At 61.4% G+C, this 17,823-nt stretch carries 16 protein-coding genes; 7 read left to right on the forward strand and 9 right to left on the reverse strand.

Going from position 1 to position 17,823, the window contains the following annotated elements; genetic code table 11:
- Nucleotides 1–45: 45 nt before the first annotated feature.
- From NKH73_RS21760 to NKH73_RS21775, 4 genes are all read right to left on the reverse strand, one after another.
- Nucleotides 46–1,026: an ABC transporter permease gene (locus NKH73_RS21760; protein ID WP_352936089.1), complete on the reverse strand. Its 981-nt coding sequence runs from the start codon at nucleotides 1,024–1,026 to the stop codon at nucleotides 46–48.
- Nucleotides 1,023–2,573 (reverse strand): sugar ABC transporter ATP-binding protein, encoded by a 1,551-nt coding sequence (locus tag NKH73_RS21765; protein ID WP_352936091.1) that lies wholly within the window; start codon nucleotides 2,571–2,573, stop codon nucleotides 1,023–1,025. Before NKH73_RS21765 ends, NKH73_RS21760 begins: the two co-directional genes overlap by 4 nt.
- 10 nt (nucleotides 2,574–2,583) lie before the next feature.
- The gene (locus NKH73_RS21770; protein ID WP_352936093.1) at nucleotides 2,584–3,621 is read right to left on the reverse strand and encodes an ABC transporter permease; all 1,038 of its coding nucleotides are present in this window, start codon (nucleotides 3,619–3,621) and stop codon (nucleotides 2,584–2,586) included.
- A gap of 96 nt (nucleotides 3,622–3,717) precedes the next feature.
- Nucleotides 3,718–4,725: a sugar ABC transporter substrate-binding protein gene (locus NKH73_RS21775; protein ID WP_352936095.1), complete on the reverse strand. Its 1,008-nt coding sequence runs from the start codon at nucleotides 4,723–4,725 to the stop codon at nucleotides 3,718–3,720.
- Between the two features lie 194 nt (nucleotides 4,726–4,919).
- On the opposite strand from NKH73_RS21775, the gene nanR reads away from it, so the two are divergent.
- The 4 genes from nanR to NKH73_RS21795 all read left to right on the forward strand — a co-directional run bounded on the left by nanR (nucleotide 4,920) and on the right by NKH73_RS21795 (nucleotide 8,759).
- A complete protein-coding gene (nanR, locus tag NKH73_RS21780; protein WP_352936097.1) occupies nucleotides 4,920–5,633 on the forward strand; it encodes a transcriptional regulator NanR in 714 nt (237 codons plus the stop codon).
- Nucleotides 5,634–5,742: 109 nt separating this feature from the next.
- Nucleotides 5,743–7,008 carry a ribulose-bisphosphate carboxylase large subunit family protein gene (locus NKH73_RS21785; RefSeq protein WP_352936099.1) on the forward strand — a complete coding sequence of 422 codons (1,266 nt, stop codon included), beginning with the start codon at nucleotides 5,743–5,745 and terminating at the stop codon, nucleotides 7,006–7,008.
- 44 nt (nucleotides 7,009–7,052) lie between these two features.
- Entirely contained in the window at nucleotides 7,053–7,898 is an 846-nt protein-coding gene (locus NKH73_RS21790) for a phosphogluconate dehydrogenase C-terminal domain-containing protein (protein ID WP_352936101.1), read from the forward strand.
- Nucleotides 7,899–7,958: 60 nt separating this feature from the next.
- Nucleotides 7,959–8,759 carry a sugar phosphate isomerase/epimerase family protein gene (locus tag NKH73_RS21795; protein WP_352936102.1) on the forward strand — a complete coding sequence of 267 codons (801 nt, stop codon included), beginning with the start codon at nucleotides 7,959–7,961 and terminating at the stop codon, nucleotides 8,757–8,759.
- Between the two features lie 39 nt (nucleotides 8,760–8,798).
- Here NKH73_RS21795 and mtnA read toward each other — a convergent pair whose 3' ends face one another.
- Together mtnA and mtnK are read right to left on the reverse strand one after the other, a co-directional pair.
- Nucleotides 8,799–9,893, reverse strand: a complete 1,095-nt coding sequence (gene mtnA / locus NKH73_RS21800; RefSeq protein ID WP_352936104.1) for an S-methyl-5-thioribose-1-phosphate isomerase — start codon at nucleotides 9,891–9,893, stop codon at nucleotides 8,799–8,801.
- The gene (gene mtnK, locus NKH73_RS21805; RefSeq protein ID WP_352936106.1) at nucleotides 9,890–11,161 is read right to left on the reverse strand and encodes an S-methyl-5-thioribose kinase; all 1,272 of its coding nucleotides are present in this window, start codon (nucleotides 11,159–11,161) and stop codon (nucleotides 9,890–9,892) included. The genes mtnA and mtnK overlap by 4 nt, the downstream gene beginning before the upstream one ends.
- A 136-nt stretch (nucleotides 11,162–11,297) precedes the next feature.
- Here mtnK and NKH73_RS21810 point away from each other — a divergent pair, with 136 nt between their 5' ends.
- From NKH73_RS21810 to NKH73_RS21820, 3 genes are read left to right on the forward strand one after another with little or no spacing between them, the layout of a single operon-like run.
- Nucleotides 11,298–12,809, forward strand: a complete 1,512-nt coding sequence (locus NKH73_RS21810; protein WP_352936107.1) for a sugar ABC transporter ATP-binding protein — start codon at nucleotides 11,298–11,300, stop codon at nucleotides 12,807–12,809.
- A gap of 36 nt (nucleotides 12,810–12,845) precedes the next feature.
- Nucleotides 12,846–13,865, forward strand: coding sequence for an ABC transporter permease (locus NKH73_RS21815; RefSeq protein WP_352936109.1), 1,020 nt, complete (start codon nucleotides 12,846–12,848; stop codon nucleotides 13,863–13,865).
- A gap of 46 nt (nucleotides 13,866–13,911) precedes the next feature.
- Entirely contained in the window at nucleotides 13,912–14,967 is a 1,056-nt protein-coding gene (locus NKH73_RS21820; RefSeq protein WP_352936110.1) for a substrate-binding domain-containing protein, read from the forward strand.
- Nucleotides 14,968–15,049: 82 nt separating this feature from the next.
- Here NKH73_RS21820 and NKH73_RS21825 read toward each other — a convergent pair whose 3' ends face one another.
- The 3 genes from NKH73_RS21825 to NKH73_RS21835 form a co-directional block, all read right to left on the reverse strand.
- Complete coding sequence (locus NKH73_RS21825) at nucleotides 15,050–15,337, reverse strand: type II toxin-antitoxin system RelE/ParE family toxin (protein WP_352936111.1); 288 nt, start codon at nucleotides 15,335–15,337, stop codon at nucleotides 15,050–15,052.
- Complete coding sequence (locus NKH73_RS21830; protein WP_413468400.1) at nucleotides 15,330–15,590, reverse strand: type II toxin-antitoxin system ParD family antitoxin; 261 nt, start codon at nucleotides 15,588–15,590, stop codon at nucleotides 15,330–15,332. Before NKH73_RS21830 ends, NKH73_RS21825 begins: the two co-directional genes overlap by 8 nt.
- 100 nt (nucleotides 15,591–15,690) lie before the next feature.
- The gene (locus tag NKH73_RS21835; protein ID WP_352936112.1) at nucleotides 15,691–17,745 is read right to left on the reverse strand and encodes a bifunctional aldolase/short-chain dehydrogenase; all 2,055 of its coding nucleotides are present in this window, start codon (nucleotides 17,743–17,745) and stop codon (nucleotides 15,691–15,693) included.
- Nucleotides 17,746–17,823: the final 78 nt, after the last annotated feature.

Below are 17,823 nucleotides of genomic sequence, written 5' to 3' on the forward strand. Positions count from 1 at the left end.
CAAGCCGGCCCGGAACGTCCTTCGATGATTGTTGAGAGCGCGGCATTAGCCTTGACCGATCGGGCGGATCGTTCGCCGTTCCAGCCGGTCGATGATGCGTGTTCTCACTCCGTCGATGGCAACGGCGACGAAGATGATCGCGGCCGTGACCAGCGGGTAGATGTATGGATCTGCATTGATGATGTTCAGCCCGTTCTGGACCGTCTTGATGAGAATGGCGCCGAACACGGTCCCGAGTACGCTGCCGCGTCCGCCAAATAGCGAGACGCCGCCGAGCACCGCCGCGGCAATCGCCGAAAACTCGATCTGATCGCCATATTTAGGGCCGACCGCGCCGATTTGCGTGATCGATACAAAGCCGCCAATGCCGGCGCAAACACCGGAGATGACGAAGCAGAGGAAGACGATGCGGCGTACCGCCAGACCAGCCTTGCGAGCCGCTTCCGGATCGCCGCCGACCGCATAGACCTGACGGCCGAAAGATGTCTGGTGCAGCACCACCCAGGCGACGGCAAAGACGGCAACGAATGCAATGATCGCCGAGGGGATGCCGAACAGGGATGCGCGGTTGAGATCGGTGATCTGATCGGAAAACATCAGCGTGCGCGTATTGGACAGCCACATGGCGATGCCCCGCAGAATGAATAGTGTGGCCAGAGTGACGATAAAGGACGCAACTCCGAGCCATGTGATGATGGCTCCGTTGACGGCGCCGAGCAGACCCGCCACCACGATGACGGCGAGTAGGCCCTGCGGCCAGGCAATGTCGCCGCCATAAAGAGCGAGAAGACTTGCGGTCAGGTACATGCTGGCGCCGACGGACAGGTCGATCTGTCCGGTGAGAAGAACGAACGTCATGCCGATGGCGAGGATGGCGATGGGCGCCGCCTGGATGATGATGTTTCGGAAGTTCGCGACGGCCAGGAAGCGATCGGACATCAGTCCGAAGACGACCAGGAGAATGATGAAAAGGACATAAGGGGCATTCTGCAGGATAAGCAGGATGGCTCGGTTGCCGGGTTTCATTGGACGGCCCCGATCTTTGCGGCAAGTATCTTTCCGGCAAGTATCTTTCCAGCAAGTCCGGTCGCTGCCGTCATAATCGCCTCACGATCGAAATTCTGCCGTTCGAACGAGCCTGTGAGTTCGCCGCGCGAGATCGTCAGGATGCGATCGGAAAGGCCGAGCAGTTCCTCGATCTCGGACGAGATCAGCAAGACGGCGCTGCCATCTTCCACCAACCGGTTGATGATCCGGTAGACCTCCTGCTTCGCTCCGACGTCGATGCCGCGCGTGGGCTCATCCAGGACAAACAGGCGCGGCTTGCGTCGCAGCCATTTGCCGATCACCACCTTCTGCTGATTGCCGCCCGACAGATGCTTGACGAGCGTATCGTCGACGCGGGTGGTGGACAGATGCATGGCCGTGCCCATCTCGCTTGCGGCTGCCGAGATCCGGCTGCCGGAGAGCAGGCCAAGCATGCCGGAAACACTATCAAGCGATGCAAGCACGATGTTTTCGGCAATGCTGAAATCCATTATCAGCCCTTCGCCACGCCGATCTTCCGTCAGGAATGCCATTCCCGCCGTCATCGCCTTGGCGGGCGAGGGATCGTGAAGCTCCTGGCCGTCGAGATGAATGGTCCCGCTTGAAAAGCGATCGAGTCCGAAGAGCATACGCGCCAGCTCTGAGCGGCCAGACCCCATCAGACCTGCCAGGCCGACGATCTCGCCGGCATGAATGTCGAAGGAGATGGCCTCACAAACGCCGGGCTGGCTGAGACCGCGAACCGACAGAACCGTTTCTGCCGCCGGCCTGACCTTGCGTTCCGGGTAGATCGCGTCGATCGAGCGGCCGACCATCATCGAGATGATCTGTTGCATCTCCAGCGTCGGGCGCGCGCCGCCGCCCGCCACGCGACCGTCCCGGAGCACGATTATGCTCTCGCAGACGGACATCACGTCCTCAAGAGCATGACTGATATAGATGACGCCGATGCCACGGTTCTTCAGTCTGCCGATAATGGCGAACAGTCGCTCGACCTCCGGTCGGGTCAGCGATGTCGTGGGCTCATCGAAGATGATCAGCTTTGCGTTGCGTGACAAGGCCTTGGCGATCTCAACCAGTTGCCGTTCGCCTTGGCTCAGCTTCGAGACCGGCGTCGAGGGGCTATGATCAAGGTCGACCTGCAGCAGCAATTCAGCCGTACTGCGGCGGATCCGCGATCGATCGATCAGTGGCAGGCCGGCGCGACGTGGGAAGGCATCGATGAAGAGATTCTCCTCGATCGTCAGGTTGGGAAAGAGGTTCAGCTCCTGATGGATGAAGGCGATGCCAGCCGCCGTGGCCGCTTTTGGATTTGCCGGTTGGTACGATAGGCCTTCAAGCCGCATCGTGCCGGAATCGGCCTGATACACGCCGCCGAGAATATTCATGCTTGTGGACTTGCCGGAGCCGTTTTCACCGACCAGCCCCAGCGCCGCGCCCCGGTCGACGGCGAACCCGACGCCATTGAGGACCGTGACTCCAAAGAACGACTTGCTGAGGCCTTCGACTTCCAGAAGAGGTGCCACGATATCGTCCTCAACGTCCTGTCAGCAGCCGGTGGCGCAGCGTATCGACCATCGCCGCCAGCAGGATGACGCCGCCCTTGATGATGTAGATCGCAAACAAGGATGATCCGAGCAGCTTCATCGAGGTGTCGATCAGCAGCAGAAAGAGCACGCCGAATACCGTCCAGACGATCTTGCCCTTCCCGCCGAACAGGCTTGTTCCGCCGATGACGACAGCACCGATCACATCCAGCAGGATTTTTTCGCCTGCGATGGGCGAGCCCGTCTGCATACGCGAGGTGTACATCATGGCGGCTACCGATGCGCATGTGCCGCTGATGATGAAGGTGATCATGATCGTGCGGCTGACGGGAATACCTGAAACCCGGGCCGCGCTTGCGTTGGCGCCGACCGCGTAGGCCCAGCGTCCGAATTGCGTCCGCGACAGCAGCATATGGCCAATAACGGCGATGACAGCCGTGAGAATTACCGTATAGGGAACACCCGCCAGGTCGCCCGTGGCGAAGGCTGCAAAACTGTCCGGCAGGTTGGCGATGGAGGACGACGTCGAACGGAAGGTGACGTACCAGATCGCCAGCCCGGCAACCAACATGCGCGTGGCGAGTGTCACGATGAAAGACGGCATGTTGAGTTTCACCACGGACAAGCCGTTGACGGCGCCGATCGCAAAGCCGACGAATAGCATGGCCACGATCGCACCGGGAACGGCGAACACCGACCCGGCCAGATAACCGCCCGTCCCCGTCATGATCGATGCGCCGACGACGGCTGCCAACGACACAATCGCCGTTACGGAAAGATCGATACCGGCGACGATCAGCACGAAAGTCTGACCGATAGCGACAACCAGCAAAGGCATCATGTCGCCGAGAATATTCGAGGCCACTTCCCATGACAGAATTTCGGGCACGAAAGGATAGATGGCCGCGACATAAACGACGCAGAGCACCAGAACGAAGTACTCCGAAAGCAGAAGCTTTCCCAACCTCAGCGCGCGGGCTTGTTTATGCGCCGGAAACAGCGTCTCCGCTGGCGGTAGGGCAGCCATCTCAACTCCCATAAGTGCATGATGCGATACGGATATTCCGGAGCGGACCCGTGGAACCCGTCACGGGTCCGTTGCCGGGAGAAATGCCGTTTCGGCTCAGCCGGGGTTCTTCTCCTTCCACAGGATGTAGCCCCACATCTCGCCCTGCTTCTCGGCTATATTGGCCTGGGTGATTGCAAAACCCGGGTCGATCAGCAATTTTTCGACCGTCTTGTCGGCCTGAAGATCAAGGATTGCCTGAATGGCAAGTTCGGTTTCCAGGAACAGGTTCTGCACGCCGCAGGATTCCATGTAGCCGTCCTTCATGAGGCCATAGGCACTCGGGAACCCGTCGAAGCCGGCAAAGATCACGTGCCCTTCTTCCCCTATCTTGTGCCACTTGTCGGCCGACTTCAGCGCTTGCTGGATCTGCGGGATCAGGAAGTCCGAAGACGTGAACAGGAAAGAGATGTCGGGATTGGCCTGGAGTGCGTTGGTCAAGCCGGCAAAAGCGGTATCGGCATTCCAGTCAGTCGGGATCTTGGCGACAACCTCGATGACATCGGGAAATTGCGCGACAGCTTCTTCGAATCCGTCGCGGCGTTGAATGGCGTTCGGATCTCCGAGGTCGCCAATCAGGATGGCCGCCTTGTGCTTCTGGCCGGATTTCTTGGCGACGTCACAGGCATATAGGACCGCATCGCGGGCGATCTTCTGATTGTCCGCCTGGATGGCGACCGAAAATGCGTCTGACGGCGCCGGCGGTCGATTGAAATGCACCATCGGGATCTTGGCCGCGTTCGCGGCCTTGATCGCCGGAATGACGGCGTTTGAATCGGTCTGAACGATGATGATGCCGTCGACCTTGCGGGCGATCGCGGCGCGGACCTGTTCAAACTGCTTGTTATCGTCCTTGTCCGATATGGCTTCCATGATTTCGAAGCCGCGTTTCTTTAGGTCGTCGCGAATGATCTGGATGCCTGCGACCCAGAACTCCGAATAGAGCCCGTCGAAAAGGACAGCGATCGTTTTTGTCCCTTCGGCGCGCACGGCAAGCGTCATGCCACTGGTGGCGGCAAGGCTGGCGAGCGTCGCCACGGTGAATTCACGTCTTGTCAGCGCCATGAAGTTCTCCTCCCAAGAAACTCGGCTCATTTTCGGCAACCGTGTTGCCGCTCGGACTGGCGATATATCGACACCGACCCGTGGCTGGACGTTAGGTCATCATATATGTAATGTCAATCGGCGAAAGAAGCCTTGTTTGTCGATGCGATTCGGATCGATATGCCGGGAAGAATGATCACGGAATGGAGGGGCAGATGGAGCCGGTCCAGAAGAAGAAGTTGTATGTGGAGGTGCTTGACCGGCTGATGGCGGCAATCTCGACGTCCGAGTTTCCGCCTGGTTCTCAATTGCCTTCGGAAAAAGAGCTGATGACGATAATCGGCGTGGGGCGGCCATCGATCCGGGAAGCAATGCTGTCGCTGCAGCAGATGGGGCTTATCAAGATTTCCCACGGAGAACGTGCCCGCGTGATCAACCCGACGCCCGAGGTGATCGTCGATCAGGTCTCCGCGGCAATGGTGATGATGCTTGCGACCAACTCTCGTGGCCTTGAAGAACTCAAGGAAGTCAGGCTCTTACTGGAAACCGGCCTTGTCCGGATAGCCACGCGGCGCGCCACAGCCAAGAATTTGGAGCGTCTTGCTGAGACCTTGCGTCATTTGCAGGACGCAAAGGGCGACCAGGCGCGGTTTGTTGCTGCCGACATGCAATTCCATGAAGTCATCGCCGAAATGAGCGGCAATTCGATGATAGCGGCGGTGGCAAAGGGGATGCTCGAGTGGTTGTCTCGATTCAAGCGGGACCTTGTGGCGGTCAAAGGTGCCGAGCGTCTGACGGTCGAGGAGCACGAACGGATCTACAAAGCGATCGCCAGCGGCGATGCCGACGGCGCGAGCGCCGCCATGGCCGAGCATATTGGTCGCGCCAATGAACTCTATTCGAAACTGGCCGGCGGCGGGGCCGGCTGAATATTCCGATTGGCGGAATTTCTTGCCTGCAAAAGTCATATGATGACATAATATCTTTTTGGTGCTAACGCTCGTCGCCATGAGTGTCATTCCAGCCGGGACGCGTGCATTGACGGGTCGAATCTCTGCCGCTTATCTGATCGAAACTCGCTACCCACTGGAAGTGGCTGCCGCTGCGATGGCGGGCGAACAATCAAGCGGAACGTTCCGGGCCGTTCCCGGAGAGACGCCGGAGCTCTTGCAGAGGTTTGGAGCACGCGTCGAATTCATCGAGGATATAGCAGAGGTCGAAACCGAGGCATTGCCGTTTTCGCGTTCGCCGAAAACGCTCAGTGACGCCAAGCTTCGCCGGGCAAAGGTCGGGCTTTCCTGGAACATTGAAAATACAGGCACCGTTCTTGCTTCGGTATGGTCGACGGTTCTCGGCAACCTGTTCGAACTGCACCATTTTTCGGCCATGAGGCTGCTGGACGTCGCTTTTCCCGATGTCTTTGCCGATGCCTGTCCAGGACCGGCTTTCGCTGTCGCGGGAACACGTCGCCTGACAGGTATCGAACGGCGTCCGCTGATCGGCACGATCGTCAAGCCGAGTATTGGCCTCTCGCCGGAGGCGACGGCGGCCCTTGCCGACACGCTGATTGCAGCGGGCCTCGATTTTATCAAGGACGACGAGCTGATGGGCGATCCACCGCATTCGCCGTTCGAGCGCCGGTTTGAAGCGGTCATGGCGGTGATAGACAGGCACGCCGACAGAACGGGCCGCAAGGTTATGTATGCGGCCAATATTTCCGGAGATTTCGATGCCATGCGTCGTCAGCTGGATCTGATCGAGCGTCGTGGCGGGACCTGCGCCATGCTTGTCCTGAATTCCGTCGGCCTGTCGGGCGTCATCGAGGTGCGCCGTCATTCCGCTGTTTCGCTGCACGGTCATCGTGCCGGCTGGGGCCTCTTTAGCCGTTCCCCCGACGTGGGCATGACCTATCTCGCCTATCAGAAGTTCTGGCGGCTGGCCGGCATCGACCACATGCATGTCAATGGGCTGTCCAACAAATTCTGCGAGCAGGACGAGTCGGTGATGGCCTCGGCCCATGCCTGCCTGACCCCGATGTTCGAGCGGGCGGACCGCCCCGATATAGCGATGCCGGTGTTCTCGTCCGGACAGACGGCGGTGCAAGCGGCAGAGACCTACAGGAGGCTTGGCTCGAACGATTTCATCTATTGCTGCGGCGGCGGCATCATGGCGCATCCAGGTGGACCGGTCGCGGGTGTCCAAAGCCTCCACGATGCTTTTGACGCTGCGGCGGCAGGCATTCCTGCGCATGATTATGCCGCCACACATCCAGAGCTTGAAGCAGCGCTTGAGGCGTTCGGTTGAATCTGCGCCGTCGGCGCACATCAAGACAAATGGGAGAGAAAGAAATGACAATATCGGTGGCGTTGCTGGGAGCGGGCGGGAAGATGGGCTTTCGCGTGACACGCAAGCTGATCGAAGCGGGCTACGACGTCCGCGCCGTAGAGGTTGGCGATGCGGGCCGCATGCGGTTGGCGGAGGCCAACATCCAGGCTGTCGCCATGGAAGAGGGCATCCCCGGCGCCAAGGTCGTGGTGATGGCTCTGCCGGACAATATCATTGGCCAGGTGGCGCGGCAGATTTCGCCGATGCTGGCGAAAGGCACCATGCTTCTCATTCTCGATGCCGCGGCACCATACGCCGGCGACCTGCCGAAGGATCGGCCGGATCTGACCTATTTTGTCGGCCATCCCTGTCATCCGCCCTTGTTCAACGACGAGACGGAGTGGGCGGCTCGCCGCGACTATCATGGCGGCATCGCCAGGCAATCGATCGTCTGCGCCCTGATGCAAGGCCCGGAAGAGCACTACGCGCTTGGTGAAGAAGTGTGCAAGGCGATGTGGTCGCCGATCATCGAAAGCCACCGCTTGACCGTCGAACAGTTGGCGATCCTCGAGCCCGGTCTGTCGGAAATGGTTGCCATGCCATTCGTCGACACCATGGTCGAGGCTGTCTCGGAATGCGAGCGCAAATACGGCATTCCGAGGCAGGCTGCTCTTGATTTTCTGATTGGCCATCTGAACGTCGAGATCGCCATGTGGTTCGGCTTCTCGCCGAAAGTACCGTCCGATGCTGCACTGCGCCTGATGCGGTTCGCCAAGGGCGTCGTGGTCCGCGACGACTGGCGCGAGGCGCTGTCACCGGCCAAGGTGAAGGAAGCGTCCGAGCTGATCGTCTACGGCAAGGGGGCCTGAGCGCTGCCTTCGACGTCGCGCATCATATCGGTTTCGACCGCACTCTTCGACGGTTATTCCATGGAGTTGGCCATCGCGGAAATAGCGGCGGCCGGCGCCCATCATGTCGAACCGGCCTTCATTCGCGGTTATGTCGATTTCGATGAAGGCATGTTTACCGGCACTAAGGCGTTGAAGCTGCGCCAGACAGCAGAGAATGCCGGGCTTGGTATCAATGCCGTGTCGGCCCATCTCGACCTTTCGGCGCCCGATGCGGTGGATGCGTTGGTTCGACGCGTCGCCTTCGCCGCCGGTCTTGGTGCATCCTTCCTGATCACCAATGCCGGCCCGATCACGAGCCGGGCGATCATCCGCAGAACGATCGATGCCGTCCTGCCGAGACTGGAACAGACCGGCATCGTTCTGGCGCTAGAAAACCCCGGACATGGCCATGGTGACTTGCTCGGCAGCGCCCGACTTGGGGCAAGCTTCATCCGCGAAATCGGATCACGGCACGTACGCCTGAACCACGACGCCGGAAACGTCTTCACCTATAGCGGCGAGACAGTGCAGCCGGCGCAAGATATCGCGGCCGCCATCGACACGGTCGGTCATGCTCATCTGAAGGATGTGGTCAGCACCGGGGCCGGGTGGGCATTCTGTGCCGTCGGTGACGGCTCGGTTGGCTATGGACCGTACTGGGCAATCCTTCCCGCGACGCTGCCGGTCAGCATCGAACTGCCGTTGCGACTGGAGCGCCCACAGCGCCATGATCCCCAGCGGCGAAATACTCCTGTCGATATCGCCACCATTCGCAGCGCCCTGCAGCGCTCACTGCATTTCGTAAGCTCGCTGGAGATCGCACAGAGCCGCGATTTCTGAACTACGACCGTGCCGAACGCGCGTACTCCGCGCAACCAACTAACCGCGTCCGGGAAACATCGCCTTCAAGCCTTCGCGCGAGGCGTTGGCGACACCGCGTTCGGTGATCAGACCGGTGACCAGCCGCGCCGGCGTCACGTCGAAGGCCGGGTTCGCCGCGGGCGTCGTCTCCGGCGAGATGCGGACCTGCGCAATCTCGCCGCTCGCGGTCTTGCCCCAGACCAGCGAGACCTCGTCGCTGGAGCGCTGTTCGATCGGGATTTCGGCCAGCCCGTCGCCCACCGTCCAGTCGATGGTCGGCGAGGGCAGCGCGACATAGAACGGTACGCCGTTGTCGGCCGCGGCCAGCGCTTTCAAATAGGTGCCGATCTTGTTGCAGACATCGCCGTCGGCGGTGGTGCGATCGGTGCCGACGATGACCATGTCGATCTGGCCGCGCTGCATCAGATGGCCGCCGGCATTGTCGACGATCAGTGTGTGCGGCACGCCGTGCCCGGCCATTTCCCACGCGGTCAGCTGGGCGCCCTGGTTGCGCGGGCGCGTTTCGTCGACATAGACGTGAACGGGAATGCCCGCTTCCGTTGCCAGATAGATCGGCGCAGTGGCGGTGCCGTAGTCGACGGTGGCCAGCCAGCCGGCATTGCAATGGGTCAAGATGTTGACCGGTTCGCCCTGCTGCTTGCGCGCCGCGATTTCCTTGATGATTTCAAGTCCGTTGGCGCCGATAGCGCGGTTGAGGCCGACATCCTCGTCGGCGACTTCGCCGGCGCGCCGATAAGCGGCCTGGGCGCGTTGTTCGGCTGGCAGAGGTCGTAGGAAACCTCGCATCTCGTCGAGCGCCCAGCGCAGATTGATCGCGGTCGGTCGGGTTTCGTGCAAAACCTCCCAGACGCCGTCGAGTGCTGCATCGGAAGGGTCGTCGGCCATTTGCATGGCGACGCCATAGGCTGCGGTGACGCCGATCAGCGGCGCGCCGCGCACCCACATGTCGCGGATCGCCGTTGCGATGCCGGCAACGGTGCCGACTTTTTCCACGCGGAAATCATGCGGCAGCCAGCGCTGGTCGATGATCTCCACCGAACGTCCGTCGTCGCTCAGCCAGATGGTGCGATAATGGCGCTCGCCGACGTTCAAATCCTGTTCTCCTGTTCGATCAGCGTGGCCAACGTGTTGACCTCGTCGATGCTGTGAATCTGGCGCCGGTTGACGGCGATGTGACGGCCGAATTTCAGCGCCTTTGCCTCACATGTGGCGCGAAGATCGGCGTCGGCAATGGTCTCGAAGTCCGCATTGTGCGCCAGGCCCAGAATGCGCCGGTGCACCTCGACGCCGGCAAAGCCCAGCATGTCGGTCCAGACCTGTTGCAGCATGTGGTCGAGCGCCTGTTCGGCGCCGAGCCTGTCGCCCTGATCCTCGAACAGGCTCTTCTGGTAGAGCATGCCGGTGCGCTCGGTTCGCCACAGATGCGAGAACTCGGTGCGGAACACCGACCATGTCTCGACCGTCACGTCGAGCAGATAGGCGCGCATGGCATCGCGCTTTCCGCTCTGCTCATGGCCGCGCTGCGAGAAGAACGCCATCCAGAAATTGGCAAGCAGCATGCCGACGTCGAAAGCGATCGGCCCGTAGAAGGCGAATTCGGGATCGATCATTCGCGTTTCGGTGTCAGTGACCATGATCGAGCCGGAATGCAGGTCGCCGTGCAGCAGTGTCTCCGCATTGGCCGCGAAGATATGCTTCAGCCGCTGCGCCTCGACCTTGAGATCGCGGTCGGCGCGCAACTCGGCGACGATGCGGTCGAGTTGTGGGCTCGTATGCCGATTCAACTTGGCATCGAAATACGGATCGGAGAAAACCAGGTTCTCGGTGATGTCGCAGAGCTCGACATTGTCGGCGAACAGCGCCAGGTCGGCCTTGCGATCCTTGGTTGCCATGCTGAGGTCGGAGCCCCGAAACAGGGTGCGGGCCATGAACAGGCCGATGTCTTTTGCGATACCAGGCAGTTGCCGGCCTTCGATCAGCGCACGCCGCAGGATGATGTGCGGCGACAGATATTCCATGATGATCAGCGCCTGGCCCTCGTCGAAGTAATAGATGGCAGGCACCGAACCGGGCGCTCTCGCCTCTTGCCGCGTCAGCGCGTGATATTCGAAGAAGGAGCGCTTCAATGGCAGCGGCCAGCTGTCGCCGACCAGGCGGACATAGGGCAGGGCCTGCTTGACGACGGCAGCACCCGTGGCGCCCTCGACGATGAAGACCAGGTTCAGATTGCCGTCGCCGACCTCGCGGACCTTCCAGCGGGCCGTGTCCTTGCCGATATGCGAACACAGGGCCTCATTGGCGCCGAGGCGTGCTGCCAAGGTCTCGACCGACAGTGCTTCGAACGGCGATTTCCCAGTCATCCTCACCCTCCCGCTTAGGTGCTCCCATCATAGTGAAGCCATGGCGGTTGGTCCAAGCTAGGAAGCTCTCTGGCAATTGTCAATCGTGTTGACAATTGCCGATATAGCCCATAGCGTCATGGCCAGGGAGGAACGAATGGGCAATGATGCCGTGTTCCGCGTGGACGGCCTGAGGAAATCCTTCGGCCATATCGAGGTGCTTGGCGGCGTCTCGCTCGAATTGCATGCCGGCGAAGTGGCCGTGCTGATGGGCGCTAACGGCGCTGGCAAATCCACCCTCGTCAAGATCGTCAGCGGCGTCTACCAGCGCGGCGGCGGCATGATGAGCCTCGCCGGTCATGAGTTCGCGCCGAAAACCCCGGCCGAGGCGATCCGCGCCGGCGTCGTCACCGTTCATCAAAACATCAATGACGGTGTCGTCGCAGATCTCGACGTCGCCACCAATTTGACGCTGGACAGACTGAGTGGCAGTGGCGCGCCAACACTGTTCAATCCGGGCCGGGTGCGCCGCGAAGCAAAGGCGGTCGCCGACCGCATGGGACTGACGATCGACTTGAAAGCCAGGATCAGCGATCTCTCCCTGGCTGACCGACAGATGGTGGCGATTGCCCGCGCCATGGCGCATCAGCCGAAAGTGCTGATCCTCGACGAGCCGACCTCCTCTCTGTCCAGCGCCGAGGCCGACCGGCTTTTCGCGCTGCTCGACCGGCTTCGCGAGCACGGTGTCGCGATCCTCTACATCTCGCACCGCATGTCCGACATCAGGCGGCTTGCCGATCGTATCGTCTCAATGCGCGACGGTGTCGTCTCAGGTGTTTTCGACCGCAAGCCGCTCGTTTATGAAGGCGCGGTCAACGCCATGCTCGGCCGCAAGATCCACCTCGACCGGATCGTCGCCAGGAATTCGGCCAAGCCTGTCCTGACAATCGACGGGTTGCGGATTGCAGAAGGTTCCAGGCCGATCTCGCTGACGCTCGGTGATGGCGAGGTCGTCGCCATCACCGGCCTTGTCGGCGTCGGCAAGACCGCGCTCGCCGAGACGCTGTTTGGCGTGCGCAAGCCGCTCTCCGGCACGATGATGCTGAACGGCAAATTCTATGCGCCGGGATCGACGGGCGAAGCGATCGCCGCCGGCGTGTTTCTCGTCGCCAAGGACCGCGCGACGAGCGGGATCGTCGGCGATTTCAACATCCAGGAAAACATCAGCCTGCCGTTTCACAAGCGGATGTCGCGCCTCGGCGTTCTCAAGCGCCGCATCGAGCGCGCCACCGCCCGCCAGCAAATCCAGGAGCTGGGCATCGTCTGCCGCTCGGAGAAGGACGAAATGTCGGCCCTTTCCGGCGGCAATCAGCAGAAGGTGATGGTTGCCCGCTGGATTTCGCAGGCCGCAAAACTGTTCATTCTGGACGAGCCTTTTCAGGGCGTAGACATTTCGGCCAGGCGCGATATCGCGGCCAAGCTGCGGGCGAGCGCGAACGGCCGTGCGACGCTGCTGTTCGTCACTGAACTCGACGAGGCGCTGGAGACCGCCGATCGCATCCTGGTGATGTCGGAGCAGACAATCGTTGGCGAACATCGCAACGCCGACATCGACCTTGATCGCCTGCTGGCCGAAGTGGCGGGCGGGCCGTTGCACAGCGCGGCCTGAAAAGGGCCGGATGGTGAGAATTGGAATGGAGAGGGTATGAGTTCGGGTTGGATTGAGGTGGCAGCCGCGCGCGACCATGCCATCCGCTATGGCTTCATCGTTTTGCTGTTCGGGTTGATTGCCTATTTCGCCATCGCCGCCGATGGCTTTGTCTCGCCGCAAAGTGCCGTCTTCATCTTCCAGTCGGTTGCCATCACCGGCGTGCTGGCGCTTGGTGTCACTGCCACGCTGGTCGTCGGCGGCTTCGATCTGTCGATCGGCTCGGTCGCCACCAGCGCCATGATGGCGGCAGCCTATGTCATGGTGGTGCTGGAGCAGAACGCCGTCGTGGCGGTCATCGCCTGTCTCGCGATCGGCGTCATCGTCGGCCTCATCAATGGCTGGCTGATCGTCTATATGCGCGTGCCGGATCTTTTGGCGACGCTTGGCATGATGTTCCTGCTCGTCGGCCTGCAGCGCATTCCGACCGAGGGCCGCTCGATCGCCACCGGCATGACGATGCCCGACGGCTCGGTCGCCAACGGCACATTCAGCGCCGCCTTCCTGGCACTTGGCCGCCACCGCTTCGATTTCTTCATCCCGAACCTCATCCCGGTTTCGGTGGTGGTCCTGCTCGTGCTTGCAGCGCTGATCTGGTTCTTTCTCGAATATACCCGTTTCGGCCGCATGATGTATGCGGTCGGCAGCAACGAACGGGCGGCCGAGCTCGCCGGCGCGCCTGTCAAGGCATACAAAATCTGGGCCTACGTTATTTCAGGAGTTTTTGCTTCGATCGGCGGCATTTTGCTCGCTGCCCGGCTTGGACGCGGCGACATCGCCTCGGGTAATAATCTCCTGCTCGACGCAGTGGCTGCGGCGCTCATCGGCTACGCAGTCCTCGGGGCCGCCAAGCCGAACGCCTTCGGCACGGCCGTCGGTGCGGTGTTTGTCGGCGTGCTGCTGCAGGGCCTGACGATGATGAATGCGCCCTACTACACACAGGATTTCATTAAGGGCGTGGTTCTCGTGGTCGCCCTTGTCTTCACCTTCGCCCTTTCCGGCAGGGGCAGGGGGTAGGGTTTCGACCGGCTGAAATTTGAGTTCAACAAGTGGAGGAAACAACATGAAGATCACAAGAAGACTCTTGGGCAAGGCAGCGCTTGGGCTTGCCGGCGCCGCGCTGCTGATGCAGGCGCCGGCGATGGCGCAGGACAAGCCGGCGCCGTTCGACAAGCCCGGCGCCGTCAAGATCGCGCTGGTCCGCTATCTCTCGACCGGCGACTTTTTCCAGGCCTACCTTTCCGGTGTCGAAGCGCAGGCCAAGGCGCTTGGCGTCGATCTGCGCGTCCTCGACAGCCGTCAGGATGCCGCCCTTCAGGCAGACATGGTCGACCAGGCCATCGCGCTCGGCGTCCAGGGCATCATCATCCAGCACGGACTGACGGAATCGATGAAGGAAGCCGCCCAGCGCGCGGTCGATGCCGGCATCAAGGTGGTCGCGTTCGACGTCAATGTCGAAAACCCCAAAATCCCGCAGATCGAGCAGTCGGACCGCGATCTCGCCCGCCTCGCCCTCGAACAGGCGATCAAGGACAATGGCGAGAGCTGGAAGGCCGGCTATGTCTACGTCGCCGGCATCGCGCCGCTCGACCGCCGCAACGAAACCTGGGTCGACTTCAAGAAGAAATATGCCGGCATCAAAGAGGCGGCGATGTTCGGCACGCTCGACAATCCGATCGCCAATTCCGTCGCCAACCAGGCTCGCTCGGTTCTGTCGGCCAACCCCGACATCAAAGTGATGTTCGCGCCCTATGACGAATTCGCCAAGGGCGTGAAGATCGCTGTCGACGAGGCCGGCTTGAGCAAGGACATCAAGATCTATTCGGCCGACATCTCGACCTCCGACATCGCCGCGATGCGCGAGCCCGACAGCGCCTGGGCGGCAACCGCGGCGACCAACCCGGCCGTCGTCGGCCAGGTTTCGGTGCGCGCGCTGGCGCAGCTTTTGGCCGGCGAAGACCCCGGCCACAACGTCATCGTGCCGCCGACGCTGATCACCCAGAAAGACCTGATCGACAAGGACATCAAGAACATGGAAGACCTATCGGCCAAGCTGCCGCAGTTCGCCCATGCCGATGTCGCGATGCCGGCCTGGATGCCGAACCCGAACGCCAAATAGGCTTCATCGCAGGCAAAAGAAAAGGGCGGCCCGCTGCCGCCCTTTTCCAGGTCTGAATCCCCGATCCTTCCGCCTCTCCAGTTTATAGCCAGCGCTCCGGGTCGCGCATCCCGTGGACAATCGCCACGACTAGGATGCCCTCCGGCTGAGGTTCGTAGATGACGATATAGTTGCCTTCGATGAGCACGCGGGCCGTCAAGCTCAACTCTGGCCTGGCTGTGCCCATCTTGGGATGCTCCGCCGCCAGCTCCAGTTTGTCAAAAATGCGCATAAGCAGCTTGTCGGCTGCTTTTTCATTGTCGATTGCGATAGTTCGCCAAATATCCCGCAAATCCTGCGAGGCGCGTGGCGTGAGCCAATATCTAGCCACGGGCGCGGCGTTCTGCCTTCAAACCACGTATAAACTCGGCGGGTTCGACTTCCACCGGCTTGCCGCTGGCCATGCCATCGGCATAGGCCCGCTTCAAGTGTTCCAACTCCAAGGCGCGCAGTTCCTCGCGCTGTTCCCACAGGCGCAAGGCATCCCGGACGATCTCGCTGTTGGAGGCATATCCCCCGCCTTCGACAGCGCTTTGCAGGCGGGCCGCCTGCTGCGGGGTGAGGGATATCGTAAGGGTGCGCATCGGTTCGGTTTTCATGCCGACTATGTATCACGCCTAACAAGAACTAACAATATTTGTTAGGCCTTTAGCATCCGTGTCTTGATCCCGTGCTCACGGCTGCCTACCTCAACGCCGCCGCGATGTTGCCGCCGTCCACCGTCGTCACATCGGCGGTGGTCCGCTCGGCTAGTGCATGATGCAGGAAGGCCTGGGCCACGTCCTCGGCCGTCACTTCCTGCCCGAGCAGATTGCCCGACATGTATTCCTTTTCCGATACGCCGCGCGCGCCCGAGCGGCTGGCGATCATGGAATCGGTCAAAAGCCCGGAACGGATGCGGTCGGCGTTGACGGCATTCGAGCGGATTCCATGCGCGCCATAGTCCAGGGCATATTGCCTTGACAGGAACAGCGTCGCCGCCTTCGGCACGCCATAGGCGCCGAACTTCGGGCCCGGATTGATTGCCTGCTTGGAGGTGTTGAACAGGAGCACGCCGCCGGTGCCCTGTTCGAGCATGATGCGCACCGCGTTCTGCGCCGCCGACTGGTGGGCGAAGAAGTTGAGTTCAAAGCTCTTGCGCAAAGTGGCGTCGTCGAGTTCGCCGATCCTGCCCTCCCAGGCCGCACCGGCATTCGAGACGAGAATGTCGAGGCCGCCGAAGACGGCGACCGCCTTGTCGAACGCAGCGCGCATCTGCGCCGGATCTGTGATGTCGGCGCCGATGCCGATCGAACTGTTGCCGGCCTTTTTTGCCGCCTCGGCAGCCCTTGCCGCGTCGAGATCGACGACGACGGCATGGGCGCCGTTGTCGGAGAACAGCTTCGCCGTGGCGGCGCCGATCGCGCCGGCGCCGCCGGTGACCAGCACGACCTGGCCGGTCAGCGGCTTCAGCTTGTTGGAGGCGAGCTTGGCCTGTTCCAGCGACCAGTATTCGAGCGGAAACAGATCGGCTTTGGAGAGCGGCCGGAAATCGCCAACCGCTTCGGCGCCGCGCACCGCCTCGATCCACATTTCACCGACGTCGGAGGCGATCTTCGCATCCTTCAGCGTGCGGCCATGGCCGAACATGCCGAGACCCGGCACCAGCGTCAGCCGCGGCATCTGGTCGAGCATCGTGCGCTTCACATCGTCGAGCGCGTCGTTGGTTTCGAAGTAGGCGCGATAGTCCTTGGCGAATTCCTCGACATGTTGGCGGATGACGGACTTGTAGTCGCCGATCTTGTCCGCGTCGGGTGCCGGCAGCGCCATCGGTCCGGTCTTGATGCGGATCGACAGGTCGGGCGTGGACACGCCGCGCCCGGCATAGTCGGCAATCCTGGCCGAATTGACGAAATCGACGATCGCGTCCGAGGTGCGGAAATCGCTGATCATGCGGTCGAAGCGGCCTTCGCCGCGCGCTACCGCCACTGTGCCGCGCAGCATCGGCGCAATGTCCGCGGGCTTGGCCAGCCTGGCCGGCAAGTCCGCCTTTTCGGTGCGCGGCTTGCCGTGGCTGGCGATGAAATCCTCGGCGACGGTCACATGATGGATCATCCGATCGTAGGCCTGTTTGGCATCGTCGCCGAAGGTGAAAATGCCGTGCTTGTCGAGGATCAGGCCTTCGACATCAGGGTTGGCGTCGAAGACATCGGCCGCCGCCTTCGCCAGGTCGAAGCCCGGCATGATGTAGGGCACGAATCCCATCTTGTTGCCGAAGACTTTCTTGCTCAACGCCTCGCTGTCGTCCTGGTCGACGATGGCCAGAACGGCGGTCGAGTGCGTGTGGTCGACGAATTTGTGCGGCAGGAAGGCGTGCAGCAGCGTCTCGACCGAAGGGTTGGGCGAAGACGGGTCGATGAGGTTCGCCCGCTGCAGGGCGACCATGTCCTCGTCGGAGAGTTTTTTGAGCGACCGCGCCTTGAGCAGGGCGCCAAGCTTGACCGCCGGCAGGCCTTGCGGCTCGATGACGCCCATGTCCCAGCCGCTGCCCTTGACGCAGAGCACGTCCCATTCGTCACCGACGAGATCGGTGGCCTTTGTCTTGCAGGAGGTGTTGCCGCCGCCATGCAGGACGAGCCGCGGTTCGCCACCCAGAAGCCTGGTCGTATAGACGCGCAGCGCCAGGTCGCGGGCCACACCCTTCTTTGCATAGTCGGCAACGATTTTCTCTGCCTCGCCGTCATTCCACAGGTTCTTCATGTTCGCTTCGTCCGATTTCTCTTTTTGTTGTGAACAGGAATGCCGCGACGCTTTGATGACAATGCGCCCGCGGCGGAG

The sequence above is a fragment of the Mesorhizobium sp. M0938 genome, assembly GCF_040319125.1.
Lineage (GTDB): Bacteria > Pseudomonadota > Alphaproteobacteria > Rhizobiales > Rhizobiaceae > Mesorhizobium > Mesorhizobium robiniae.